General features: G+C 34.7%; 17 protein-coding genes, 1 tRNA gene and 1 pseudogene. 8 read left to right on the forward strand and 11 right to left on the reverse strand.

The window, feature by feature from the left end:
- Window positions 1–19: 19 nt before the first annotated feature.
- From K1X16_RS13485 to polA, 3 genes are read right to left on the reverse strand one after another with little or no spacing between them, the layout of a single operon-like run.
- On the reverse strand, window positions 20–3,157 hold the full coding sequence (locus tag K1X16_RS13485) for a DUF3427 domain-containing protein (protein ID WP_225036774.1): 3,138 nt from the start codon (window positions 3,155–3,157) through the stop codon (window positions 20–22).
- Window positions 3,154–3,540, reverse strand: coding sequence for a (deoxy)nucleoside triphosphate pyrophosphohydrolase (locus K1X16_RS13490; RefSeq protein WP_225036775.1), 387 nt, complete (start codon window positions 3,538–3,540; stop codon window positions 3,154–3,156). The genes K1X16_RS13485 and K1X16_RS13490 overlap by 4 nt, the downstream gene beginning before the upstream one ends.
- A 1-nt stretch (window position 3,541) precedes the next feature.
- Window positions 3,542–6,421, reverse strand: coding sequence for a DNA polymerase I (gene polA / locus K1X16_RS13495; protein WP_225036776.1), 2,880 nt, complete (start codon window positions 6,419–6,421; stop codon window positions 3,542–3,544).
- A 235-nt stretch (window positions 6,422–6,656) separates the two neighbouring features.
- Here polA and K1X16_RS13500 point away from each other — a divergent pair, with 235 nt between their 5' ends.
- The gene (locus tag K1X16_RS13500) at window positions 6,657–7,586 is read left to right on the forward strand and encodes an isoaspartyl peptidase/L-asparaginase family protein (protein ID WP_225036777.1); all 930 of its coding nucleotides are present in this window, start codon (window positions 6,657–6,659) and stop codon (window positions 7,584–7,586) included.
- A gap of 948 nt (window positions 7,587–8,534) precedes the next feature.
- Here the strand turns inward: K1X16_RS13500 and K1X16_RS13505 are convergent.
- Window positions 8,535–9,398, reverse strand: a complete 864-nt coding sequence (locus K1X16_RS13505) for a cyanophycinase (RefSeq protein WP_225036778.1) — start codon at window positions 9,396–9,398, stop codon at window positions 8,535–8,537.
- A 96-nt stretch (window positions 9,399–9,494) separates the two neighbouring features.
- Here K1X16_RS13505 and cphA point away from each other — a divergent pair, with 96 nt between their 5' ends.
- A complete protein-coding gene (cphA, locus tag K1X16_RS13510; protein WP_225036779.1) occupies window positions 9,495–12,137 on the forward strand; it encodes a cyanophycin synthetase in 2,643 nt (880 codons plus the stop codon).
- An 89-nt stretch (window positions 12,138–12,226) separates the two neighbouring features.
- On the opposite strand, the gene K1X16_RS13515 is transcribed toward cphA, so the two are convergent.
- Together K1X16_RS13515 and K1X16_RS13520 are read right to left on the reverse strand one after the other, a co-directional pair.
- Window positions 12,227–12,487 carry a hypothetical protein gene (locus K1X16_RS13515; RefSeq protein ID WP_225036780.1) on the reverse strand — a complete coding sequence of 87 codons (261 nt, stop codon included), beginning with the start codon at window positions 12,485–12,487 and terminating at the stop codon, window positions 12,227–12,229.
- Between the two features lie 652 nt (window positions 12,488–13,139).
- Window positions 13,140–13,400: a hypothetical protein gene (locus K1X16_RS13520; protein WP_225036781.1), complete on the reverse strand. Its 261-nt coding sequence runs from the start codon at window positions 13,398–13,400 to the stop codon at window positions 13,140–13,142.
- A 267-nt stretch (window positions 13,401–13,667) separates the two neighbouring features.
- Here K1X16_RS13520 and K1X16_RS13525 point away from each other — a divergent pair, with 267 nt between their 5' ends.
- On the forward strand, window positions 13,668–15,080 hold the full coding sequence (locus tag K1X16_RS13525) for an aldehyde dehydrogenase family protein (protein WP_225036782.1): 1,413 nt from the start codon (window positions 13,668–13,670) through the stop codon (window positions 15,078–15,080).
- Here K1X16_RS13525 and K1X16_RS13530 read toward each other — a convergent pair.
- The gene (locus tag K1X16_RS13530; protein ID WP_225036783.1) at window positions 15,077–16,087 is read right to left on the reverse strand and encodes a N(4)-(beta-N-acetylglucosaminyl)-L-asparaginase; all 1,011 of its coding nucleotides are present in this window, start codon (window positions 16,085–16,087) and stop codon (window positions 15,077–15,079) included. The two genes, K1X16_RS13525 and K1X16_RS13530, sit on opposite strands and share 4 nt — an antisense overlap.
- A gap of 188 nt (window positions 16,088–16,275) precedes the next feature.
- Window positions 16,276–16,437, reverse strand: a pseudogene (locus K1X16_RS13535) (glucose/galactose MFS transporter); the annotation flags it as partial.
- 348 nt (window positions 16,438–16,785) lie between these two features.
- Between K1X16_RS13535 and K1X16_RS13540 the strand changes: the two are divergent.
- Complete coding sequence (locus K1X16_RS13540) at window positions 16,786–18,015, forward strand: metallophosphoesterase (protein WP_225036784.1); 1,230 nt, start codon at window positions 16,786–16,788, stop codon at window positions 18,013–18,015.
- Between the two features lie 109 nt (window positions 18,016–18,124).
- Window positions 18,125–18,421: a thioredoxin family protein gene (locus K1X16_RS13545; RefSeq protein ID WP_225036785.1), complete on the forward strand. Its 297-nt coding sequence runs from the start codon at window positions 18,125–18,127 to the stop codon at window positions 18,419–18,421.
- Between the two features lie 125 nt (window positions 18,422–18,546).
- Here K1X16_RS13545 and K1X16_RS13550 read toward each other — a convergent pair whose 3' ends face one another.
- Window positions 18,547–19,233, reverse strand: a complete 687-nt coding sequence (locus tag K1X16_RS13550) for a polysaccharide deacetylase family protein (protein WP_225036786.1) — start codon at window positions 19,231–19,233, stop codon at window positions 18,547–18,549.
- A 1-nt stretch (window position 19,234) separates the two neighbouring features.
- Window positions 19,235–22,633: a DUF2723 domain-containing protein gene (locus K1X16_RS13555; RefSeq protein WP_225036787.1), complete on the reverse strand. Its 3,399-nt coding sequence runs from the start codon at window positions 22,631–22,633 to the stop codon at window positions 19,235–19,237.
- Between the two features lie 151 nt (window positions 22,634–22,784).
- Between K1X16_RS13555 and K1X16_RS13560 the strand changes: the two genes are divergently transcribed.
- Window positions 22,785–22,861, forward strand: a tRNA-Gln gene (locus K1X16_RS13560).
- Window positions 22,862–23,103: 242 nt separating this feature from the next.
- On the opposite strand, the gene K1X16_RS13565 is transcribed toward K1X16_RS13560, so the two are convergent.
- Window positions 23,104–23,928 (reverse strand): universal stress protein, encoded by an 825-nt coding sequence (locus K1X16_RS13565; RefSeq protein WP_195872426.1) that lies wholly within the window; start codon window positions 23,926–23,928, stop codon window positions 23,104–23,106.
- A 163-nt stretch (window positions 23,929–24,091) separates the two neighbouring features.
- Between K1X16_RS13565 and rimP the strand changes: the two genes are divergently transcribed.
- A complete protein-coding gene (gene rimP / locus K1X16_RS13570; RefSeq protein ID WP_195872427.1) occupies window positions 24,092–24,556 on the forward strand; it encodes a ribosome assembly cofactor RimP in 465 nt (154 codons plus the stop codon).
- 12 nt (window positions 24,557–24,568) lie between these two features.
- Window positions 24,569–25,801: a transcription termination factor NusA gene (gene nusA, locus K1X16_RS13575; RefSeq protein WP_195872428.1), complete on the forward strand. Its 1,233-nt coding sequence runs from the start codon at window positions 24,569–24,571 to the stop codon at window positions 25,799–25,801.
- Window positions 25,802–25,809: the final 8 nt, after the last annotated feature.

Raw genomic sequence — 25,809 nt, forward strand, 5'->3', positions numbered from 1 at the left:
AGGTGATTGTGTTATAATTTTACCCAATTGAAAGTTTTGCCGCATCTTTCCATAAGTAATGTGGCATAGGTTCACTTAGCTCCCAATTAATACTCATTGGTTTAGAGCCATAATAGTCTTTCAATTTACCTTCTCCAATAAAAACATAACCTAAACTATTACCAAATTCATTTTTTGCTTTTTCTCTAACAAATAGTAATATTAGTTTCTCATTTTTTTTATGCTTAACGTATGATAACCCTTTGCCTAAATCTGGTCTTGCGGAGTTTTGAGTTTGCCAATGAAATAATAATTCATTTACAGCATAATCATCATACATGGTTGTTGGTGAGAAGTTTTCTTCAGATTTAATAAGGTTGATGAATAATATTTCGGTATTTAAAGCTTTATTTTCAGCTGTTCCTTCTCTGTTAGATGATTTTTTTTCAAAACTACTAAACTTAAAAGCAGCTAAAATTTGGTCTCTAGTGTATCGACTATGTAATTGCAATGGTTGTTCATAACGAAGTTCAATAGGTAATTCTTTAAAGTCTATGTTTTCAATTAACACCTCAAGAATTTCTTTTATTTCTTCAACTAAAACGATATTTGAACCAATTGCTTGTATGCTTTTTTCTAAAGAATCAAAGCCTGCTTCCTTTTGCCATACATCATAATGCAACATTAAGAGCATTGTTTTTTCATTTGAATTATAATTTGAAATCTTTATGTTAAAATTCAGTTTTGCGATTTTCAAAAGAAAAGAGAAGTAAGTTAATGAATTTGTTGAAAGCCATTTCTTCGAAATTGCAGAAACAATTTCTTTTTCATTATTAGAATCAAATTCTTTTATTTTACCTGCAAGTTGACACGATCGCTTCCAGCTACCTCTTTTATATATAGATTGTAGTGGAATATTATAAAAGGTGCTAAAATTACCGATAGTCAACGGTAAATTTGTGTCGTGTTTGAACTGTTGTATTCTTTGAATTAGTTTCTTTTTATTTAATAACGTTGCTGCTGAAATATTTTTAAGAATTGTTTCTTTTGTCTTTTTTTCCAGAATTATTGAACAGCCCAAAGGTAAATGCGGGAAATTGTCTTCTACTTCTTTTATAACTGTTGTGTTTGTCTTGCCAATTAATGCTCTGAATTTACTTTCAAAATTATATTCTGGTCTAGAATTTCCAACAAAATCTAAAACGGTTAGGCAATCTTTGTCTTCATGTAGTCTTAAGCCTCTTCCTAGTTGTTGTAAAAAAACGGTTAAGCTTTCTGTAGGTCTTAAAAATAAAACGGTGTCAATTTCTGGTATATCTATTCCTTCATTGAACATGTCAACGACAAATAAATAATTGATTTCTTTCTTTTCTAATTCTTGTCGAACCTTTGCTCTTTCTTGGCTATTGTTGCTTGTTAAATAATTGGCTTTTAACCCTGCTAAAGTAAATTTTTCAGCCATATATCTAGCGTGCTCCATAGATACACAGTAACCTAACGCTCTAACGTCATTGATGTCTTTTGTGTATTTTTCTAAGGCAGTTATTATTTCTCCAAGTCTTCTGTCGTTTTCAGTATAAATATCCGTTAGTTCACTTGCAACATATCGTCCTTTGGTCCATTTAATGTTAGATAAATCTATACTATCAGTAATTCCGAAGTATTGAAAAGGACAAAGTAATTTTCTGTTCATTGCTTCAGGTAGTCTAATTTCAGCAGCAATTTTGTGGTCAAAATCTTCTAGAATATCTCCACCGTCCATTCTTTCAGGCGTAGCTGTAAGTCCAAGAAGTATTTTTGGTTTAAAATAATTAATTGTCGACCTGTAGCTATTTGCGATTTGATGATGACATTCGTCTATTATGATAAAATCATAATAATCGGCAGAAATATTGGCTGTCTCAAGCTGATTGTTTACAGTTTGAACAGAAGCGAAAACATACTCAAAATTATCAGGTACTAATCCATCAACCCATAACTCTCCAATATTATTATTTTTTAGAACACCTTGGAAAGTAGAAAGCGATTGTTGTAATATTTCTTTTCTGTGAGCAAGAAAAAGAAGTTTTGCAGATATATTATTTTGTTTGAAACGTTTATAATCGAAAGCCGAAATCACAGTTTTTCCAGTTCCTGTTGCTGCAACAATAAGGTTTTTATATCTATTGTGCACAGTTCTTTCAACTTCTAGTTTTTCTAAAACTTCATTTTGATATGGAAAAGGTTTAAGGTCAAAAAAAGCAGTTGTGTTTTCGTATGGCTTATTAAATTTACTTTGCTTTAATGCAACTTGTAGCTTCTCTTTATGAATAGAATCATCAAATAATTCGAAATCATCACTTTTCCAATAGGTATCAAATGTCTTTTGGAATTTGTCAATTATATGGCTTACTTCTTTAGTAGTAACTTTTAAATTCCATTCTAAACCATCTGTTAAAGCCGACCTTGAAAAGTTAGAAGAACCAATATATGCAGTATGAAAACCTGAGTTTCTATAAAATAGATAAGCTTTTGCGTGTAACCTTTCGTTACTTGTGTTGTAAGATATTTTAACTTCGGTATTTGGAAGTTTTGAAAGTAATTGTATGGCTTTATAATCCGTCGCTCCAATATAAGTTGTCGTAATTACTTTTAGTTTTCCGCCACGTTCTGTGAATTCTCTTAATTCTTTTTCAAGAATTATTATTCCTTTAAACTTTATAAAAGAGACTAATAAATTAATTTTGTCAGAAGAAAGGATTTCTTTCTTTAATTCACTTTCTAATGATAATCCACCATTTCCACCAGTAAATAGTTCACTTTGAGTTAAAGTTGTATAAGGTGTTATTTCTTTTAGATGTAAATCTAAATTTGCAAAATGAGCATCTGTTTTTGAGAACACAGCTTTTAGAATTTCACCTTCAATTTTTACTATATCATCATCAAACTCTTGTTTGCCTATTTCTTGTTTTAAAAGCTTTATTATTTTATTGGCAATTTGAATTTGTTGTTCAACTTTGTTTTTTCCAATTATATCAAATGCTTGTTTTAGTGTTTTTGATAAATGCTTGGAAAGAACGCTAGATGCTTTTTCTTTATCAATTATGTTTTTCTTTAGAAAGAATTTATCTTTATCAAGTTCTTTTAATTTTTCAGATACTAGTTGTGTTATTAATTGCTCATATATTCCTTGATTCATAATTCAATAAACTCTTTTAAAATAGGCAAATCAGCTTCAGCCCAATCTAAATTAATCAATTCTTCTTTTCTTGCTAAAACAAAGTCAGAATGTTCTTTTAGCTTCAATTCTCCTGAAACATATTTAGCAGTAAAAGGAATCAATTTAATTTTGAAATCTGTATATTGATGAGTAACAGGAGTCAATCTTTCTTTGACTTCAATTTGAATATTTAATTCTTCAAATATTTCCCTCTTAATACAATCAATTTCAGATTCTCCGGATTCAATTTTTCCTCCCGCAAATTCCCATTTCAAAGGAAGTTTCATTGTTTCGCTTCTTTGAACAGCTAAAACTTTATTGTCAAACTGAACGATAGCACAAGTAACAGGAATTGTTTTCATATTAATGCGCCTCCAACCAATTCAAACCTGTATCTACTTCAACATCCAAAGGCACTTCCAGTTTAAAAGCACTTTCCATTTCTGTTTTAATTAATGTGGTGAGTTCTTCGAGTTCTGGTTTGTAGATGTCAAAGACCAATTCATCATGTACTTGTAAGAGCATTTTAGATTTGTAATTGCCTGCTTCTAGTTTGTTGAAGATGCTAATCATGGCGATTTTAATAATATCAGCTGCGCTTCCTTGAATTGGTGCGTTTACGGCATTGCGTTCTGCTGCGCCACGGACTACGGCATTTCTAGAATTGATATCTTTTAAATAACGACGACGACCCAAAACGGTAGAGACATACCCATGATCTCTTGCAAAATCGACTTGCTTACTCATGTAGGCTTTTAATTTTGGATAGGTTTCGTAATAGGTGTCAATGAGTTCTTTGGCTTCACCACGCGATAAATCCGTTTGGTTGCTTAACCCAAAGGCTGATACGCCATAGATAATCCCGAAATTGACCGTTTTAGCATTACTACGTTGTGCTCTGGTCACCTCTTCTAGTGGAACACCAAATACTTTTGAAGCCGTTGAGGCATGAATATCCTCACCATTCTTAAAGGCTTCAATCATGGTTTCTTCTTCACTTAAGGCAGCGATGATTCGTAATTCTATTTGCGAGTAATCGGCTGCTAGTAAGGTGTAGTCTTCATTTCTTGGCACAAAGGCTTTTCGCACTTGACGACCGCGTTCGGTACGGATTGGGATATTCTGTAAATTCGGATTGTTGCTACTTAAACGGCCAGTAGCTGCAACGGTTTGCATATAATCGGTATGTACGCGTCCTGTAGATGGTTCTACTTGTAGCGGTAAGGCGTCCACGTAAGTACTCTTCAATTTGGCAAGTCCTCTGTAATCTAAAACTTGTTGAACAATGTCGTGGTCCTTTGCTAAGTACGATAAGATGTCTTCACCCGTTTTATATTGACCGGTTTTGGTCTTTTTAGGCTTGTCTACTAGTTTTAGTTTTTCGAATAAAATGATCCCTAACTGCTTTGGTGAAGCAATGTTAAATTCTTCGCCTGCTGTAGTATAAATTTTTTGCTCGAGATTAAGGATGTCGTTGTTAAGCGCATCTGAAAGTGAATTTAAAAATTCGGTATCGAGATTTATACCTTCCAATTCCATAGCGGCTAACACACGCAATAGTGGAATTTCAATCTCATCGAATAATTTTTGGGTGTTGGCTTCGCCTAATTCATTTTGAAAGTGTTCTTTGAGTTGTAAGGTGATATCGGCATCCTCTACCGCATATTCGGTTAGTTTTTCTAAATCCACATCGCGCATAGACAATTGGTTTTTTCCCTTTTTGCCAATGAGTTCTGTGATTGAAATCGGTGTATAATTCAAATACGTTTCGGCCAAAATATCCATATTATGACGCATGTCTGGATTAATTAAATAATGCGCTAACATGGTGTCAAAAAGTTTGCCTTTTACCTGTATGTTGTATTTGGCTAATACTTTAATATCGTATTTAAGATTCTGACCTATTTTTTCGATGTTATCGTCCTCAAAAAAGGGTTTGAAGGTTTCAATAAGTTCTTGTGCTTCGGTTTTGTCTTCTGGAAATGGGACGTAAAATCCTTTCCCGACTTCCCATGAAAAAGCAATACCGACTAATTCTGCGGTTAAGGGGTTTAAGCCTGTGGTTTCCGTATCAAAACACACTGCTGTTTGCTTCATTAAATTGGTGACAAACAGTTTGGTTGCCATGCCTGAAGCAACACTTTGGTAGAAGTGCGAATAGGTTGCTGCTGTTTTTCTCTCAGATGCTGAACTTGTGTCCGTAGCTCCTGAATCGGCACCAGCACTGCCAAATAGTGAGAACTGACCTGCTCCTGCTGACGAACTTGAAGTTGGAGTTGAATTTGATTGAGACTTTTCGACAGAGCCTGTGCTGAGCGAAGTCGAAGTGCTCGAAGTGACACTAGGTGCTGTTTTAGCTTCAGCAGAAAATGTCTTTGTAAAATTATCAATTAAACGTCTAAACTCTAATTCTTGAAAAATTTCCGTGACTTTAGGAATATCAGGCTCCGACATTTCAAAATCTTCGGCATTAAATTCTACAGGCACATCTAGCATAATAGTAGCTAGTTGTTTTGAGAGTAAACCGAGTTCTTGGTTGGCCTCCACCTTTTCCTTCATCTTGCCTTTTAGCTCGTGCGTATTGGCAAACAAATTTTCCATACTGCCGTATGCTTTTAGAAACTTCTTGGCTGTTTTTTCACCAACACCTGGTAAGCCAGGAATGTTATCAGAAGCATCTCCCATCATGCCTAAATAATCAATAACTTGTAGCGGATCTGTAACTTCAAATTTCTTTTGTACTTCTGGGATGCCCCAAGTTTCATAACCACCACCAAAAACTGGTCGGTACATAAAGATGTTTTCTGAAACCAATTGTGCAAAATCCTTATCTGGAGTCACCATAAAGGTTTTGTAGCCTTCTTTTTCGGCCTTTTTAGCTAAAGTTCCAATGACGTCATCCGCTTCAAAACCTTCTTTCACCATAATTGGAATGTGCATGGCTTTTAAGATTTCATAGATATAAGGCACAGCAGTTTTGATACCTTCCGGCGTTTCGTCTCTGTTGGCTTTGTAAGCTTCAAATAGTTCCACACGGTCTGCACTTCCGCCTTTATCAAAACAAACGGCTAAATGATCTGGTCGTTCACGTTTAATAACATCTAAAAGGGAGTTCATAAAGCCCATTATGGCAGAGGTATCCTCTCCTTTAGAATTGATTCTTGGGTTTTTTATAAAAGCGTAATACCCACGGAAAATAAGGGCGTAGGCATCGACTAGGAATAAGCGTTTTTGATCTGACATATTTATCAATTTGTAAATGGATGTCACTTTGAGCGTTGTCTAAAGGTCTTTAAAACTAGAGGTTCTAAGTTCTCGACTGCGTTCGAAATGACAGTAGAATATAATGGGTTGATTTAAGAAAATCAACAGCCTGCAAATTACGAAAACTTATTTGACCTTTCTAGTTTTTAAAACTTGAAAAGCATCTTATTTTATCAATTCCAAGATGTATCTTTGAAACCTAAGAATTTTAAACATGAACACATTCTCAATAGCCATACACGGCGGCGCAGGTACTTTAGTCAAAGGCATGATGACCGCTGAGTTGGAAGCACAATATAAATCAGCATTACAAATAGCTTTGAATGCAGGGTATAAGGTTTTGGAAGACGGAAAAACAGCTGTTGAAGCTGTTGAGGTAGCGGTTAAATTACTAGAAGATTCACATTTATTCAATGCAGGAAAAGGTTCTGTATTTACAGCCACCGAAACGCACGAAATGGATGCGTCTATTATGGATGGCAAAACCTTAAATGCAGGTGGTGTAAGTTTAATAACAGGCGTTAAAAATCCGGTATCCTTAGCACGCGATGTGATGGAAAAAAGCGAGCATGTGTTTTTAGCAGGAGACGGAGCCATGCAATTTGCCAAAGAACTCAATTATACATTAGAGGATGCTTCTTATTTTTATGATGAGTTTCGACACAACCAATGGTTAGAGATAAAAGACACCGACAGTTTTCAGTTAGATCATTCAACAAAAAAGGATTCCAAATTTGGAACTGTTGGAGCCGTAGCTTGTGACCAAGATGGTAATATAGCAGCAGCAACCTCTACAGGTGGTATGACCAATAAAAAATGGGGACGCGTAGGAGATTCTCCTATGATTGGTGCCGGAAATTATGCGAATAATAAAACGTGTGCTATTAGTTGTACAGGAAGTGGTGAGTTTTTTATACGCGGAGTAGTGGCTTACGATGTGGCTTGTTTAATGGAGCATAAAAATATGAGTTTGGAAGACGCTTCTAACGAAGTGATTCACAAACGTATTTTAGAAATCGGAGGTGATGGTGGCTTAATCGCTGTAGATACTAAAGGAAATATTGCGATGCCTTTTAATACCGAAGGGATGTATCGTGGACAGAAATCTTCGGATGGGATTGAGGAAGTTGCTATTTATGGGTAGTGAGAAGTCGGTAAGTTGTTTGTTGTAAAGTTGTTTTCTCTGTGTAATTTTCACGCAAAGGCGCAAAGACGCTAAGGTGTGTTTGTTGTAAAGTTGTTTGTTCTTAAGATGCTTTTCTCTGTGTTTCACCGTGTAACCTCTGTGCATCTCTGTGTAATTTTTACGCAAAGACGCAAAGTTAGGTTTATTGTAAAGTTGTTTGTTGTTTAGGTGTTTTTCTCTGAGAGTCTCCGTGTAATCTCTGTACAACTCAGTGTCATAATTTCACGCGAAGACGCTAAGTCGCAAAGATTAATTACGCAATCACAAGTAAAAAGTAAAATCTAGTATTCAGTAATATTTTCACGGGAAGGGGTAAAGACGCTAAGGTGTGTTTGTTGTAAAGTTGTTTGTTCTTAAGATGCTTTTCTCTGTGTTTCTCCGTGTAACCACTGTGCATCTCTGTGTAATTTTTACGCAAAGACGCAAAGTTAGGTTTATTGTAAAGTTGTTTATTGTTTAGGTGTTTTTCACTGAGAGTCTCCGTGTAATCCCTGTACAACTCAGTGTCATAATTTCACGCGAAGACGCTAAATCGCAAATATTAATTACGCAATCACAAGTAAAAAGTAAAATCTAGTATTCAGTAATATTTTCACGCGAAGGGGCAAAGACGCTAAGGTGTGTTTGTTGTAAAGTTGTTTGTTCTTAAGATGCTTTTCTCTGTGTTTCTCCGCGTAACCTCTGTGCATCTCTGTGTAATTTTCACGCAAAGGCGCAAAGTTAGGTTTATTGTAAAGTTGTTTATTGTTTAGGTGTTTTTCACTGAGAGTCTCCGTGTAATCCCTGTACAACTCAGTGTCATAATTTCACGCGAAGACGCTAAATCGCAAAGATTAATTACGCAATCACAAGTAAAAAGTAAAATCTAGTATTCAGTAATGAGATCCCTTTTTTCAAAGGGGTTTTTTAGATAAAAGGAGCCTCAATAGGCAGCACCTTCACTTTTCGAGTTTTAATATTGTATTCATCACCATTAGAAAGGACATGAATCGTAAGATTAGCCATTGTCATAGGAGTGCCTTCCTCAAGTATCTTTTCATTGTTATGCGTCAGTTTACTGCCATCAAAAACAATCACCATTCCAGAACCAATAACCGTACAATCGTTACCATTTTTTATAATCATACCCGTATCTTCAGCCAATCCGAACCCTATAAGATTAGGGAATTTAGCAACGGCTTCAGATTGTCTTCCAAAACGACCACGACGAATAAAATGCGTGTCTATAATCAATTCAGGAATCAACCCTAAACCGTTATACATATTTACGGCACCTTTAATAAACGATTCAGAAGCACTTCCTCCAGCAATCATTTCATTTGCCATGCACATTGCTCCAGCACTTGTACCAGCAATAACAAATCCGGCGTCATTTTTATAACGTTCTATTAAAATATTATGTAGGGTTGTGCCACCAATTTTATCTGTGATTTTAGACTGATCTCCACCAGAAAACATCACACAATCTGCGTTTTTTATAAGGTTAATAGCCTGTTCGGTTTCAGAATCTTCTTTAGAACGAATATCTAAAACGTCAACATTTTTACACCCTAAAGTATCAAATGCAGTCAAGTAATTTTCACCAACTTCAACCGGAATACTTGATGCTGTTGGCACCACAACGATCTTTGCATTAACTCCTCCAGCTTCTTTTACAACGTGGTATAATATCCCTTCGTCAATAAATTCTAAAGTGTAAATTTCACTTTCCTCAATACCTTTATCTTCATTTCCTCCTATTGGTATTAATGTTCCTTTAATCTTCTGCATAATTTTCATCATAAAATATTGGGCAAAAATAAGGCATTTTTTTTAGTGAAAAATGCTATATTAGAATCTTTCAATAACTAAAACAAACCAACGAACATGAAAATACGCGAAATTAATGCGATGCGAGGCCCTAACTATTGGTCAATAAGACGACACAAATTAATAGTGATGGTTCTCGATCTTGAAGAAATGGAAGAGTTACCATCAAATAAAATTGAAGGGTTTCCGGAGCGCTTAAAAGCCATGTTTCCAAGTATGTATTCGCATCGTTGTTCTGAAGGTTGTGCAGGTGGTTTTTTTATGCGTGTTGATGATGGTACTTGGATGGGGCATATCATTGAGCATATTGCCCTAGAAATTCAGACTTTGGCAGGAATGGATACGGGCTTTGGACGTACAAGAGGTTATGGAGAACACGGAGTTTATAGTGTGGTGTTTTCATATATGGAAGAATCGGTAGGTCGTTTTGCAGCAAAATCTGCCGTTAGAATCTGCGAAGCACTTATTGCAGGTGAAGACTATGATATGACTGATGATATTCAGGAAATGAGAGAATTACGCGAAGCCGAACGTTTAGGACCAAGTACAGGTTCTATTGTTGAAGAAGCCGAAGCACGTGGCATTCCATGGATTCGTCTTAATAAATATTCCTTGTGTCAATTAGGTTATGGAGCCAATCAAAAACGAATTCAAGCCACAGTAACTTCTGAAACGAGTAGTATTGGTGTAGAATTAGCATGTGATAAAGAGGACACTAAATATTTGCTAGAACAAGCTGAAGTTGACGTGCCAAAAGGCGATATTATTCGTCGCGAGCGTAGTTTAAAAGAGGCTTGTCGTTATGTTGGTTACCCCTTAGTAATTAAACCTATTGATGGCAATCATGGTCGTGGTATTACTGTAGATATTCAAAGTTATGACGATGCCTTAGTGGCTTTTCATCATGCCAAGGATAGTTCTAAAAGTGGAGCTATTATTGTTGAAAAATTTATTGTTGGTGAAGATTATAGGTTGTTAGTTATTAATAATACGTTAGTAGCTGGTGCCATAAGAACGCCTGCGCATGTTATTGGTGACGGCAAATCTACAGTGCAAGAATTAATCGATAAGGAGAATAGTGATCCACGTCGTGGTTATGGACATGAAAATGTATTAACCAAGATTACCACCAACGAATTAACGCAAACTATTATAAAGGATGCTGGTTATACTTTAGAAAGCGTTCTACCCAAGGATGAAAGACTCATTTTAAAAGACACAGCCAACTTAAGTACAGGTGGCACAGCTGAGGATATTACAGACATTATTCATCCGTCTAATGTGAGTATGGCGGAGCGCATTTCAAAAATTATAGATTTAGATATTTGTGGTATTGATATTATGACCACGGATATTTCTCAACCCTTATCCGAAACTGGAGGAGCGGTTTTAGAAGTCAATGCAGGTCCAGGATTTAGAATGCATTTAGCGCCAACAACAGGATTGCCTCGTAATGTGGCAGCACCAGTAATTGATAAATTATTTCCACAAAAAGGAGATACAGGACGTATTCCGATTATCGCTATTACAGGAACTAACGGAAAAACGACTACCTCTCGACTAATGGCTCATATTGCCAAAATGAATGGTTATCGCGTAGGTTACACCACAAGTGATGGAGTTTATATTCAGAACCGTTTGTTAATGACAGGTGATTGTACAGGTCCTGCAAGTGCAGAATTTGTGCTTAAAGATCCAACAGTAAACTTTGCTGTTTTAGAATGTGCACGAGGAGGCTTGTTGCGCGCTGGATTAGGATTTAAAAAATGTGATGTGGCTATTGTGACAAATGTTGCTGCAGATCATTTAGGTTTAAAAGGGATTCATACGATAGAGCAATTAGCGCGTGTAAAAGGAGTTGTGCCAGAAACGGTATTGCCAGATGGTTATGCCATTTTAAATGCCGATGATGATTTGGCTTACGACATGAGACGCTCTGTAAACTGTAATGTTGCTTTGTTCTCTATGGACGAAAATAATCCGAGAATAAAAGCTTTACAACGTCTCAATGGTATTACGGCTATTTATGAAAATGGCTATGTAACCATTTGTAGAGGGGAATGGAAAATGCGCTTAATGAAAGCTGAAAATATTCCATTGACTTATGGTGGAAAGGCAAAATTCATGATTCAGAATGTATTGGCTGCCATTTTAGGTGCGCATGTGCAAGGTATGAGTATTGAAGATATGAAAGCTGGTTTGGAAACTTTTATTCCTTCGGCATCACAAACACCAGGTCGTTTAAATTTATTTAAGTTTAAAGACTTTTCTATTTTGTTAGATTATGCTCATAATCCTGCAGGAATGAGAGCACTTCAGAATTTTACTAATGAACTTGAAGCAACTGTAAAAGTGGGAATTATTGCAGGTATTGGAGACCGTCGTGTAGAAGATAATAACGAAATGGGAGCGATTGCTGCTGATATGTTTGATGAAATTATTATTAGACAAGACAAACGCTTAAGAGGTAAAACTGAGCAGGAATTAATTAAGATGCTCGATGATGGCATTAAGAAAAGAGATCCTAATAAAAAGACGACCATAATTCCATCGGAAAAAGAAGCGATTACCTATGCGGTGAAAAATGCGGTAAAGGGGTCACTAATTGTATTGTGTAGTGATGTAATACCTGATGCCTTAGATTTGGTTAAGAAATTTAAGGAAAAAGAAGCAAATGGTGAATTGAATTATGCCGATTAATTATTAGGCACTTCTATAACAACTAAAAGCCGAAACTTGCGTTTCGGCTTTTTTTATATATGGTTAATAGCGGGTAATCTTTTATTGTTTTAACAAAGCTTTTTAGTCTTAACTCTGATTTGAAGACTTTTTCTAAATGTTTTAATACTGATGATTTCAGTATTCTTTTTACGATTCATTCTTAAAACCTTAGCTTTAATTTCAGAAGTAATAGTAGCATCAGTAGATTCAGCCTTTACATCTTTAGACGTCTCAATAACTTCTGTCTCATTGTTAACGGTTATGTCTTGTTGTGCAAAACTTGCTAAAGACATGGTTAAAAATAATAAGATGAATAAACCTTTTTTCATAATCGTGAGACGCTATACTGTTTTAATTTCGGGTCAAAGAAACACAACATTTCTAGTGTAGATGAAATTTTTAGATGAAGCCTATCGATAAACTGTTAAGTGGTAAATGATAGTAAAAAATATCGTTGAACTACATAATTTTCGTCGGTAGCCCTTTAAATGTGTTGGGGTTTAAGCTGAGTGTTGTTTTTTGTAAGATAAAAAACACTTCTGGTTGAGTTTTGTCGGCGAAATGCATAAATTATGCCTGAAGGGCCCGTAAATACCACCTTAGTATAACTGAATTTAATTTTGACCTCTATTATGAATTGTTTTGAAAACGAATCAATAGTCATGATATGAATGGATCAAAACTTAAACAATCTACACGATGTTATTAAAGGCTTAAAAAGAATTCAAATTTAAGAAGCAGTGCTTACGGAGTTTATTTTGTACGTGATATTTTCTCATTCTAAATAATAACGGGTAAGTGCTTATCGAAGTATTTAATTATGCAGAATTATATTACTAAGGTTTTAAAATTTGAAAAATTAAAGTGGTTGCGATACCGTTTCAAACTAAAAACAAAAAAGCCGAAACTTGCGTTTCGGCTTTTTTTAACAATATATGGTTAATAGCATTATATATGGTTAATAGCATTTTTTATCGTGTCTTAACAAAGCTTTTTAGTCTTAACTCTAATTTGAAGACTTTTTCTAAATGTTTTGATACTGATGATTTCAGTATTCTTTTTACGATTCATTCTTAAAACCTTAGCTTTAATTTTAGAAGAAATAACAGCATCAGTAGTTTCAGATTTTGCATCTTTAGAAGTTTCAATAACTTCAGTCTCATTGTTAACGGTTACGTCTTGTTGTGCAAAACTTGCTAAAGACATGGTTAAAAATAATAAGATGAATAAACCGTTTTTCATAATCGTAAGACGTTATATTTGTTTTAACTTCGAGTCAAAGAAACACAACATATCTCGTGTGGTTAAAATTTTTAGATGAAGGATGTCGATAAACTGTTAAGTGGTAAATGGCAGTAAAAAATATCGACGAACTACACAATATGCGTCGGTAGCCCTTTAAATACGTTGTGTTTTATGTTGAACGTTGGAGTGCTTTGGATAAAAAAAACAGTTTTGTCGACGAAATGCATTAAATGTGCTTCAAGTACCTGTAAACAGATAATTATTATGACTGAATTTAGTAACAACCCATATTATGACTTGTTTTCAAAACAAAGCTTAAATCAATTTGCAATAGGCAATCGTAGTTATAAAGAACGGTTGAATACCTTGAACAAACTTCAGAAAGCCATTGAGGTTACCTATAGAACTCAGATTCAAGAAGCCTTACAAAAAGATTTAGGGAAACCAGTTGTAGAAACAGAACTTACAGAAATCTATGCTATTATTGGCGACCTAAAGTATACCAAGAAACATTTACATCAATGGATGCGCAAGCAAAATGTAGAAACACCGCTATCGTTATTAGGTTCTAGCTCCTATATAACATATGAACCTAAAGGTGTTTGTTTAATTATATCACCTTGGAATTTTCCGTTTAATCTCACCTTTGGGCCATTAATTTCAGCTATTGCAGCTGGGAATACGGCTATTATTAAACCTTCTGAGATGACACCAAATTCAGCAGATCTAATGGCTAAGATTGTTTCTGACATATTTGCTGAAGATGAAGTTGCTGTATTACAAGGTGACGTTGAGGTCTCTACCCAATTATTAAAACTCCCTTTCAATCATATCTTTTTTACAGGTTCGCCCAAGGTTGGTAAAATTGTTATGGAAGCCGCTTCTAAACATTTAGCTTCTGTTACGTTAGAACTAGGAGGTAAGTCGCCAACCATTGTAGATAAAACGGCAAACATTGATAAGGCAGCAAAAAAAATAATGTGGGCAAAATTTTTGAACTGTGGGCAAATATGTGTGTCACCAGACTATGTTTTAATTGATGACAGTGTAAAAGCAGAATTTATTACATCTTGTAAAAAATGGTTGCAAACATTTTATAATGATCAAGCAAAGTCATCAGATTCTTATGGTAAAATAGTCACCGACAAACACTTTGAACGTTTAAGTGCTTATCTTGATAACGCAAAGTCACTACAGGCTACAATTGAGGTTGGTGGGCAAACGGATAGCGCTTCAAAATATATTGAACCGACTATAATTTCCGATTTAAAACCTGAAGCTATAGTCTTAGAAGAAGAAATTTTTGGACCTATTTTACCCATCGTTACGTATGAGAGCTTAGATATGGCTATTACTTATATTAATTCGAAACCACGCCCACTAGCACTTTATATTTATAGTAAAAGTAAATCTAACACGAATAAGATTTTAAATTCTACTAGAGCAGGAGGAACTTGCATTAATAATAGTGTGTTACATTATGCCAATCATAATTTACCGTTTGGAGGTGTTAATAATAGTGGTATAGGCAAGAGCCATGGATTTTACGGTTTTAAAGCGTTTAGTAATGAACGTGCTGTTATGAAACAACATACCTTTGGTGTCACTGAACTATTGTTTCCTCCTTATACTAATATGAAAGAAAAATTGGCGCGCTTGACTATTAAGTGGTTTTAAGCTTTATTATAATAATCGGATTGAATTTGCTCATTGCTACCATCCTGAAATTTAGTCATGCTAAACCACTGATGAATGGAGTAGCAGCCAGTTTCCCCTCTTTTATTAACCGCAACATAACCAACCTGAAAATTCTTATAATTACTATTGGGTTTGTTTACAATTCTACCAATGGCTTCTTCGCAAGCTTGCTGAGGTGTTTTGCCTTGGCGCATAAGTTCTACTACTAAAAAACTACCCACTGTTTTCACCACTTCTTCACCTAAACCCGTAGCAACACAACCACCAACTTCGTTATCTACAAATAATCCTGATCCTATAATTGGAGAATCACCCACACGTCCTCCAAGTTTATATGCTAAGCCACTCGTTGTACACGCCCCAGAAATATCACCATTTTTATCAATGGCGAGCATTCCTATAGTGTCGTGGTTTTCTATGTTTATAATGGGTTTATATTTGGCTTCAACTTTCCATTTCTCCCAAGCTTTTTTTGAAGCGTCGGTTAATAAATCTTCGGGTTGAAACCCTTTTGAAATAGCAAATTGTTTGGCACCTTCACCAGCGAGCATAACATGTGGAGTGTCTTCCATCACTTTTCTAGCCACAGAAACAGCATGTGTAATATTTTGAAGATAAACTACCGAACCGCAATCACCATGTTTATTCATAATACACGCATCTAATGTGACATTTCCATCTCTATCAGGTAAGCCTCCTTTTCCAACTGATTGTCCTTTTTCGTTGGCTTCTTCAATTCTACAGCCTTGTTCTACGGCATCTAAAGCATTTCCACCAGCTTGTAAAACGGCCATAGCTTTTGCTGTTGCATTTTTAACATGCCAAGTCGCAACAACTAATGGTAATCCAAACAAGTCATTGAGAGCTTTCTTTTGTTGTTCCGTTGCTTTTTCAGAAACGGATTCATCACAACTAGTCAATGAATTTCCTACGGCGAAACCTACTCCAGTTAAAGATGCTGCTTTTATAAATTTTCTACGTTTCATGATGTGCTATATAATTTTGATAATGTCAATCTCCTTAATAATCTATATGTACTTACCAAAAGAGTAATGCATATAAATGATGCGATTCTAGGAATAATGAAAGAACTCTAGTTAATAAAATCGTTTTATGACTATCATTTTTTAATTCGCAATGGCAACATTCTTCCGACCGTTTTTATAGCCATACCAAAGAAGGCAAATTGTACCATTCCGGCTTGAAAGTAAGACAACGTAAATAGTTCTCTAAGTCGCGGAATTAAAGAATCGACCAAAACTGTTATAAAGCCCCAAAGGAAGAATAAGGTGGTTAGTAAAATAAATGAGGAACGATAGGATTTTTGTTCATTCATAATTTGTTTAGTTATAGCTGGTAGAGATTATTGTTTTGTTAAGCGTTTCAAGTTTTAATAAGCTGATAAATCTAATAGATTATTGTTAAATTATTGGACTTTCATCCACAAAAATCGAACTTTTTACCTGTAAATGATAATCCGAGTGCCATTCTGGAACTTTCATCAGTTTCTTTGCCACAATTATGACCTACGTATAACTTGTTTTCGGGTTTTTGACGATATATTAGGAACTACTTATTGGTAATAATTGATAACAATTGATACGATATTATGCTCAAGCTTTAACACTTTAATAAGATAAGTGGCTCGTTATTAACTTTAAATTTGTAAACTCAAAGACACAACATGATTCGCTGGATACTATTTGCCATTTTATTTATCATAGTTACCATTTATGGTTTTCAAGCTATAAGAACAGTAACCAAACAAACTTGGGTGTACTACGTATTTTTTATTATAGCCATTGTTGTTGTGGGTAATTTTATCTTTCAGTTTACAACAGCAAGTGAAGGTCGTGTTTTAACAACGGCAAAAAGTTTTGCCTTTGGGTTTATATTGGCATTTATGGCTTTTAACTTGGTCTTGTTGCCATTTTTAATTGGTGAAGATATTATTAGAGGCATTATTAGTCTGTACGATAAATTTGTGACTAAAAATGATACATTTTATTTACCATCGCGCCGAAAATTTATAAGTCAATTAGCTTTGGGTGTTGCGGCAATACCGTTGTCTTCATTGCTTTATGGTATGTTTAAAGGGAAATACGATTTTAGAGTTCTTAATTATACTTTACATTTTGAAGATTTACCTGAAGCCTTTGATGGTTATAGAATAACTCAAATTAGTGATATACATTCGGGTAGTTTTGATAATCGTGAAAAGATTGAATACGCTGTAGATTTAATAAACGAACAAGCGTCTGATGTATTATTATTTACAGGTGATATGGTGAATAATAAGGCTTCAGAAATGTTGCCATGGATGGATACCTTTGGACGATTGAAAGCGAAAGATGGTAAGTTTTCTGTTTTAGGAAATCATGATTATGGAGATTATGTCGACTGGCAATCGTCTGAAGACAAAGCAAAAAATCTTGAAGATTTAAAAACGATTCAAAGCGATATAGGTTTCGATTTATTGCTAAATGAAAGTCGTTATTTAGAAAAAGATGGCCAACGATTAGCTTTAGTTGGTGTTGAAAATTGGGGAAAAGGAGGATTTAAAAAAGCTGGAGATTTAGAAAAGGCTTCTGCAGCTATAGAAGCTGATGATTTTAAAATATTAATGACACACGATCCAAGCCATTGGGAAGCAAAAGTGCTGAATGATCCGTATCACTATCATTTAACGTTGAGTGGGCACACACATGGTATGCAATTTGGGATTGAAATTCCGGGTTGGATAAAATGGAGTCCTGCAAAATGGAGATACAAGCAATGGGCAGGTATTTATACGGAGTTAGATCAGCATATCAATGTCAATAGAGGTTTTGGCTATTTAGGCTATCCAGGTCGTGTTGGTATTTGGCCAGAAATCACAGTGATTGAACTCAAAAAGGGGGCGAAAAGTGTGTAATTGTAAAGAATTGCTTATTTTTATGATATGAGTATCTAATTGGTAATGAATTACTATTTTTAGTATTTACAAATTTAACTACTTATACATTTGACTAAAACAATAACGTATGTCAAAATTTGGGGAATTAATAGATGTTGAAATTCCAGTGCTTCTGGATTTTTATACGGAAAAAGACAATCAATCTACAGCAATGCATCCTATACTTAGAGATGTTGCGGCTGCTTTAGGCGATAAAGCAAAAGTGATTAAAATTGATGTAGAAAAAAATAAGGAACTTGCAGAGGCTTTGCGCGTGAAGGGTTTACCAACCTTAATCATCTACAAAAATGGTGAAATGAAATGGCGTCATAGTGGAGAACAAGATGCTAATACGTTAATTGGTATTATTCAAGAGTACGTTTAAAATTTCTGCGAAAGCAGGAATCTCATCCTACGGATAATAGTATTTTGTATTTTTCTGAGTTTCTTATCAGCTAGTTACAATTAAGTCTTTTTTCTTGATTCTATAAGCGAAGCGGTCTTATGTCTCTAAACGGACGACAATGTTTTAAACTCAAAACCGCTTTCACTATAATACTCTAAAACTTTAGGAAGTGCATATTTTAAGTTTCGTGATGCTTTTACACTATCATGAAATACAATAATACTGCCTTCTTTAGCCGCTGAAAGGACATTTTTAAGACAGGTTGCTTCAGTAACTGATACATCCCAATCGTAAGACAAAACATCCCATAAAATAATGTTGTAACCTAAGTTTTGAAGTTGTTTGCTCTGCTTAGTTTTAAACTTCCCGTAAGGTGGGCGGAACATTTTTAAATTAGAATTGTTTCCATAGACACTTTGACTCTGCTCAGTGTGATAATTTTGGATTCTGGAATTTATTAATTTTTGAGTTTTGATGACATCATCAAGGTAATCCTTTGTTTTATGTTTCCAGCCTTTTAAGTGGTTGTAGGTGTGGTTGCCAACAGTATGACCTTCAGTAATAATATTCTGAAAAATCTCTGGGTGTTTTTCAATATTGTTTCCTATACAAAAAAAGGTAGCTTTTGCATTGTAAGCTTTTAAGGTTGCAAGTACCCAATCTGTAATTTCTGGAGTTGGACCATCATCAAAAGTTAAATAGAGTTCTTTGTTTTTAGTAGCGATATTCCAGATAAAATTTGGGAACAATGTTTTAACAAAGCCTGGTGTTTTAGCTGGAATAATCTGCATACTAATTTTCTGGAGCTAATAAATCTATCGTGTCCTTTGTAGTTTCTTGAAGGTCTAAATCAGCTGGAATTTCTGGTAACTCCTCGTCATTATAACGACTCATAAGTTTATCAAACAAGCTTAAATAACTATTAAAGGTCTTTGTTTCTTGTAAGGCGAACTCTTCGTCATTGTATATGATTAATATATCAATTAAAGCTCTGTAACGTTGTATGTCTAAGTAAATATCTTCACCGACCATACGTTCTTGGTTTTCTATTGATAAACCACTATAATACACTAAGTTTTCTTGGTATTTCTTAGCGACATCTTTATATAAAGCGCGTCCTTTTTCAACATTTCCTATTTGGTAATATGCGCTTACATAAGGCTCTAATAAGGAATAGAAACCAAACTTATCTACCGGCATTTTTTCCATGGCGATATCAGCTATTTCTTCAGCTTCGCTTAATTTATCTTCATTGATTAGAGCTTCAATTAAGCGTGCTAAATTTCCTCTATAGGTAATACCATTTCGTCGCGTTTCAATGTCGTAGTACATCTCTTCTCCACTGCCTCCCCATTTCCAGTTTTTTACCATGTCGTACATTAAATCAGAATCGACACGTCCCATATCATAAGGGTTAGCTTTATCTACAGGCGTTTTAATAGGTACGAGCTTGTAGCACATACCGTCGAGTTGTAAATAGTCTTTTAGCCAAATATAATCTTCTGCACCAAACGCTCCTCCTGTAAAATAAATAGGACGTTCCCAATTATTATTAGCAATAATGTCTAACATTAACAGGCGATTTTTATAAAGATAGCTGCCTTCAATTTGAGTGAATAGGTAGTCTTCTATTTTATCGGCATCTTTTGGTTTAACAATACCTTTCTCTAAAACCACGTCTTTATTTACAGGAATACTAATATTGCGCGATGGGAAATAATTAGAATTCAATAAATGTTTAGGGTATTGACTTGGATCATCTCCTTGTCTTTCGACAATGAACTTAAATTTTGTACGTGCTTCTTCACTCGAGACAAAATCCATAAAATCTTTAATAGGGATTGTGTCATTAGTGATTTCTCGTCTAATAATCACATCTCTTGTGCCTCCGCGATATTGATTGTGCGTTAACTGAGACGGAATAGGGTCACTTTCATATGCCTTACGCTTCATTTGGTCAATGTACCAATCCGTTTGAAATAAACTGGTATTTACCACCCGAACGTCTGTGCGCACGCCTTCAATTTCTTGTAAGTACCAAAGCGGGAAGGTGTCATTATCTCCAATAGTAAACAGAATAGCGTTAGGAGCACAAGACTCTAAATATTTGCGTGCCATAGATTCGGTAGTGTATTTACCAGAACGATCATGGTCATCCCAATTATTTGCAGCTAAAACACCAGGTACAATAATAATACAAGCCACTGTAATAGCAGGTGCTAAAAATTTAGTTGTTAATCGCGACTTTAATAGATCATAAATGGCGTATACTCCAAAGCCAATCCAAATGGAAAACACATAGAATGACCCTACAACGGAATAATCTCGTTCTCTTGGTTCAAATGGTCTTACGTTAGTATAAAACTGAATGGCTAAACCGGTCAGTAAAAAGAACACGAGTAACACCCAAAACCGTTTTAAATCGGAATACATTAAGAAAAAGAAACCAACTAAACCTAGTATTAAAGGTAAGAAGTAATACGTGTTTCTGGCTTTGTTTTCAAGAACATCTGTTGGCAGATTGTCTTGAGACACACCTAAATGAAGTTCGTCTATAACATTTATACCAGAAATCCAATTTCCATTTTTGTGCGTGTAACGTCCCTGAATATCATCTTGTCGCCCTGTGAAATTCCACATAAAATAACGCCAATACATGTAACCAAATTGGTATTGAAACATGTACATAATATTATCCATGAAGGTCGGTTTTTCAATAATTAAATACTGTTGTCCGTATTGTCTTAAGAATTGATTATAACCATTATAATCTATTTCACCATTAGCAACACGCATTTTAAAATCGTTAACTAACTGATCGAATTGTTGTTTTTCACCAAGTGCATATTGCGCAGCTTGTTCTTCTGTTAATCCAGCGTTCATCGCTTCGTTATACGCACGGGTTTGTAGGTTCGGGTTTACTTTAAAATCAATTAAACCTGTAAACATCATGTAGTTTTCAGCATGATCAGCGCTCCACATTCTCGGTAATATAGACGCATGTTCGTGGTTGTAGTTCTGTTTACTCTTTTCCCAATCGTTTATAATTACATATTTCCCGGTTTCATAATCACGCTCATAATTCTTTTTGTCATCTATAAAAGGCTCGTCTTTATCTGCACCAGAATACACTTCTGTAAAAAATGGCCCATAAAATAAGTGTGTTTCAGGATATTGTTCTAAGTTGTAATAAGCTAAAAGCTCTCTAGCATCCGAAGGGTTATTTTCGTTAATAACGACATTAGCATTGGCACGAATAGGAAGCATCATCCAAGACGAAAACCCAATAAAAATAAACATAAGACATAACACTAAGGTGTTGGTGTGTTTCATGTCTTTTTTTCGCGTGTAGTTAAGTCCGAAATAAAATAAGGCAATCACCATTATGCCAGTAATAATTGTACCAGAGTTAAATGGAAGACCTATTGAGTTTACAAAAAACACTTCTAAATTACCAAACAACTCTAAGGTTGACGGTAAAAGTAATTTGAAAATAAAAAGTAAAATTGCGGCTGAAGCAATATTTGCTATGATAAAGTTCTTTACCGTAATTGTTTTATAGTTTTTAAAATAATAAAGGAGTCCAATCGCAGGAATGGTTAATAATCCCATAAAGTGAACACCAAAAGATAAGCCAATAACAAAAGCAATGAGGATTAACCAACGGTTACCTCGTGGCTCATTCATATCGCGTTCCCAACGTAAGCCTAAAAAGAACAAAACAGCCATAATAAGTGTCGCCATGGCATACACTTCCGTTTCTACTGCATTAAACCAAAACGAATCTGTAAACGTAAATGCTAAACTACCAACTAAAGCACTTCCTAAAATAGCATAGGCTTTACTGGTATCTTTGTCTTCATTATACTTGGTTAATTTTACAAGCAAAAGGCTAATAGTCCAAAACATAAATAGAATGGTGAATGCACTTGCCACACCACTCATCATGTTCATAATGGCTCCGATTTGTGAAGGTTCTAAAGCAAAAGTTGAGAAAAATGCTCCTAGCATTTGAAATAAAGGAGCTCCAGGCGGGTGACCAACTTGTAATTTAGATGAGGTTAAAATATACTCACCAGCGTCCCAAAAACTAACGGTTGGTTCTATAGTAAGTCCGTATACGACTACAGCAACGGTAAAAACAGACCATCCTAGGATGTTGTTCCACTTTTTAAAGTTAAAATCTTTCATGAAAACTTAGCTTTTTAATGCTCGCGAATTTACTAATTAATACCTAAAAGCCTACATTTTTAAGTTAACGTTAAGTATTTTAAATTATTTTCTCATTTTTATTTGTCAAAGTAAAACTTTGTATTAAATTTGCACCCTCAATTTGAGAGATTGGCCTATGGTGTAACTGGCTAACACATCTGTTTTTGGTACAGAAGAGTCTAGGTTCGAAACCTAGTAGGCCAACCAAAATTTAAATCCTAATTCAGAAATGAGTTAGGATTTTTTGTTTTAGCAAGGTTTTTTTAGGTTGAGGAGTTTATGCTGAGCCTAGTCGAAGTAAAACCTTAGTAGACTAACAAAAGAAAAAAATCCTAATCAGTTTTGATTGGGGTTTTTTCATTTACTGAAGGTTGCAAACCTCTCTTTCTTATGATTTTAAAGCGAGTCTAGATTCTAAAAGCGAAGCGGTCTTGATTCTTAACTCTATTTTATATCTTAAACGTAATCACTGGTCGTTTGGCATGATTTACTAAATCTTCACTAATGCTACCATTAAAGAAATGCGCAATACCTTGTCTGCCATGTGTACTAATACCAATTAAATCGGCATCTAAATCTTTAGAGATATTTAAAATACCTTGTTCTACAGTATGGTCATTATGTATAGTAATGGTGTAGTTATCAAACGCTTCTCCGGAAATAAAATCAGTAACTCTTGTCTTTGCTTCATAAGACGTCATAAAGTTGCTAGATGTAATTACCAAAACTAAATGGATTTTAGAATCGAATGCTTGTGCAAATTTTACAGCTTGTTTATAGGTCTCTTTATTGTCGTTATTAAAGTCCGAAGCAAATACAAAGTCTGAGACTTTAAAGCTTTGATGTTCATTTTTTATGACTAATACTGGTACTTCAGAAGAGCGTACCACTTTTTCAGCATTAGAACCTACAAACATTTCTTTAAGACCTGTAGCTCCATGAGAACCCATAACAATTAAATCTATATTAAACTCTTTACAAGAATCATTAATTTCATTAAACGTTATGTCTGCCTTAACCGTTTCATGAACTGTAATATTTTCTAAATAGTCTTGTGCCATTAGATTTTCAAACCTTTTTCGGGCCAAATTCATAAAAAATAAAGTTTCTGGAATGTCGCTTTGAGCATGAGCAGGATCTTTATGTTGCATTGGAATTTCCATCATATGCAATAAATAAATTTCAGAATTATGAGTTCTAGCAAGCATAGCAGCTACTTTTAAAGCATTTTCTGCTTGCTCTGAAAAATCTGTTGGTACTAATATTCTATTCATATTTATTGTATTTATTGGTTAGAGATAGTCTTTCTAAATTTAAGAAAATAAATCCATATTACATCGCTTGGGTTAATTAATATAAATATCGTATATTTGCACCGTTATTTACTAAAAATGAATAAGCGAGAGGACGAAAAGTCCTCTCTTTTTATATCAAGAAATGTTTAAGAAAATAGTAGAAGACTTATTACAAACGGCTTTAACGGAAAGAGAAGATCTATTCTTAATAGACTTTACCTTGTCTGGAGATAATGCTATAAAAATAGTCATAGATGGTGATAATGGTGTTTTGGTAGAGGACTGTATGTTTGTAAGTAGAGCCATTGAACACAATATCGATAGAGAAGAACACGATTTTTCTCTAGAAGTTTTGTCATCTGGTGCAGCAACTCCATTAATTTTGCCAAGACAGTACAATAAACATGTGGGCAGAAGTTTAGAGGTTAAGACTTTAGATCATCAAGAATTAACTGGAGAACTCACAGAGGTAAACGAAAACGGTGTGGTTTTAAACTGGAAAGCAAGAGAGCCAAAACCCGTTGGAAAGGGAAAAGTAACAGTAACTAAAATAGCAACTATTGCTTTCGATAATATTAAAGAAGCAAAAGTTAAAATAAAATTTTAATTCATATCAATTATGGAAAATGTAGCGTTAATTGAGTCATTTTCAGAATTTAAAGACGACAAATTAATAGATAGAGTTACGCTAATGGCGATTCTTGAGGATGTATTACGTAATGCATTGAAGAAGAAGTATGGTGATGACGATAACTTTGATATCATTATTAATCCTGATAAAGGGGATTTAGAAATCTGGAGAAACCGTATCGTTGTTGCAGATGGTGAAGTAGAAGAACCTAACCAAGAAATCGCTTTATCAGAAGCTCAGAAAATAGAACCAGATTTTGAAGTTGGTGAAGACGTTGCAGAAGAAGTAAAGTTAATTGATCTTGGAAGACGTTCTATTCTTGCTTTAAGACAGAACTTAATTTCTAAGATTCACGAACACGATAATACTAACATCTACAAGCACTTTAAAGAACTTGAAGGTGAAATTTATACCGCAGAAGTACATCATATTCGTCACAGAGCAATTATTTTGTTAGATGACGATGGCAATGAAATTATACTTCCAAAAGACAAACAAATTCCTTCAGATTTCTTTAGAAAAGGAGAAAATGTAAGAGGAATTATTGAAAGTGTTGAATTAAAAGGAAGTAAGCCGGCAATTATAATGTCTAGAACCGCCCCTATATTTCTTGAGAAATTATTTGAACAAGAAATACCAGAAGTATTCGATGGTTTAATTACGGTTAAAAAAGTAGTGCGTATTCCTGGTGAAAAAGCTAAAGTAGCTGTAGATTCTTATGATGATAGAATTGATCCGGTAGGAGCATGTGTTGGTATGAAAGGATCTAGAATTCACGGTATTGTTCGTGAATTAGGAAATGAAAATATTGATGTTATTAATTATACTAATAACATTCAACTTTTTGTAACAAGAGCATTAAGTCCTGCAAGAGTAACATCTTTAAAATTAGATGAAGAAAATATGCGTGCAGAAGTGTTGCTAAAACCAGAAGAGGTTTCTAAAGCTATTGGTAGAGGTGGTCACAACATACGTTTAGCAGGTCAGTTAACAGGTTACGAAATAGACGTATTTAGAGAAGGTGCAGAAGAAGATGTAGAATTAAAAGAGTTCTCTGATGAAATTGAAGATTGGGTAATTTCTGAATTTAGTAAAGCTGGATTAGATACTGCAAAAAGCATTTTAGAGCAAGATGTAGATGATTTAGTGAAGCGTACGGATTTAGAAGAGGAAACGATCTTAGATGTCATTAGAATTCTAAGAGAAGAATTTGAAGAATAACATCAAAT

This window comes from Winogradskyella sp. SM1960 (assembly GCF_020179375.1).
Taxonomy (GTDB): domain Bacteria; phylum Bacteroidota; class Bacteroidia; order Flavobacteriales; family Flavobacteriaceae; genus Winogradskyella; species Winogradskyella marina.

Coding starts and splice junctions, on each gene's coding strand:
- K1X16_RS13485 (WP_225036774.1), bottom strand. CDS start 3,157: ATGAATCAAGGAATATATGAGCAATTAATAACACAACTAGTATCTGAA.
- K1X16_RS13490 (WP_225036775.1), bottom strand. CDS start 3,540: ATGAAAACAATTCCTGTTACTTGTGCTATCGTTCAGTTTGACAATAAA.
- polA (WP_225036776.1), bottom strand. CDS start 6,421: ATGTCAGATCAAAAACGCTTATTCCTAGTCGATGCCTACGCCCTTATT.
- K1X16_RS13500 (WP_225036777.1), top strand. CDS start 6,657: ATGAACACATTCTCAATAGCCATACACGGCGGCGCAGGTACTTTAGTC.
- K1X16_RS13505 (WP_225036778.1), bottom strand. CDS start 9,398: ATGCAGAAGATTAAAGGAACATTAATACCAATAGGAGGAAATGAAGAT.
- cphA (WP_225036779.1), top strand. CDS start 9,495: ATGAAAATACGCGAAATTAATGCGATGCGAGGCCCTAACTATTGGTCA.
- K1X16_RS13515 (WP_225036780.1), bottom strand. CDS start 12,487: ATGAAAAAAGGTTTATTCATCTTATTATTTTTAACCATGTCTTTAGCA.
- K1X16_RS13520 (WP_225036781.1), bottom strand. CDS start 13,400: ATGAAAAACGGTTTATTCATCTTATTATTTTTAACCATGTCTTTAGCA.
- K1X16_RS13525 (WP_225036782.1), top strand. CDS start 13,668: ATGACTGAATTTAGTAACAACCCATATTATGACTTGTTTTCAAAACAA.
- K1X16_RS13530 (WP_225036783.1), bottom strand. CDS start 16,087: ATGAAACGTAGAAAATTTATAAAAGCAGCATCTTTAACTGGAGTAGGT.
- K1X16_RS13540 (WP_225036784.1), top strand. CDS start 16,786: ATGATTCGCTGGATACTATTTGCCATTTTATTTATCATAGTTACCATT.
- K1X16_RS13545 (WP_225036785.1), top strand. CDS start 18,125: ATGTCAAAATTTGGGGAATTAATAGATGTTGAAATTCCAGTGCTTCTG.
- K1X16_RS13550 (WP_225036786.1), bottom strand. CDS start 19,233: ATGCAGATTATTCCAGCTAAAACACCAGGCTTTGTTAAAACATTGTTC.
- K1X16_RS13555 (WP_225036787.1), bottom strand. CDS start 22,633: ATGAAAGATTTTAACTTTAAAAAGTGGAACAACATCCTAGGATGGTCT.
- K1X16_RS13565 (WP_195872426.1), bottom strand. CDS start 23,928: ATGAATAGAATATTAGTACCAACAGATTTTTCAGAGCAAGCAGAAAAT.
- rimP (WP_195872427.1), top strand. CDS start 24,092: ATGTTTAAGAAAATAGTAGAAGACTTATTACAAACGGCTTTAACGGAA.
- nusA (WP_195872428.1), top strand. CDS start 24,569: ATGGAAAATGTAGCGTTAATTGAGTCATTTTCAGAATTTAAAGACGAC.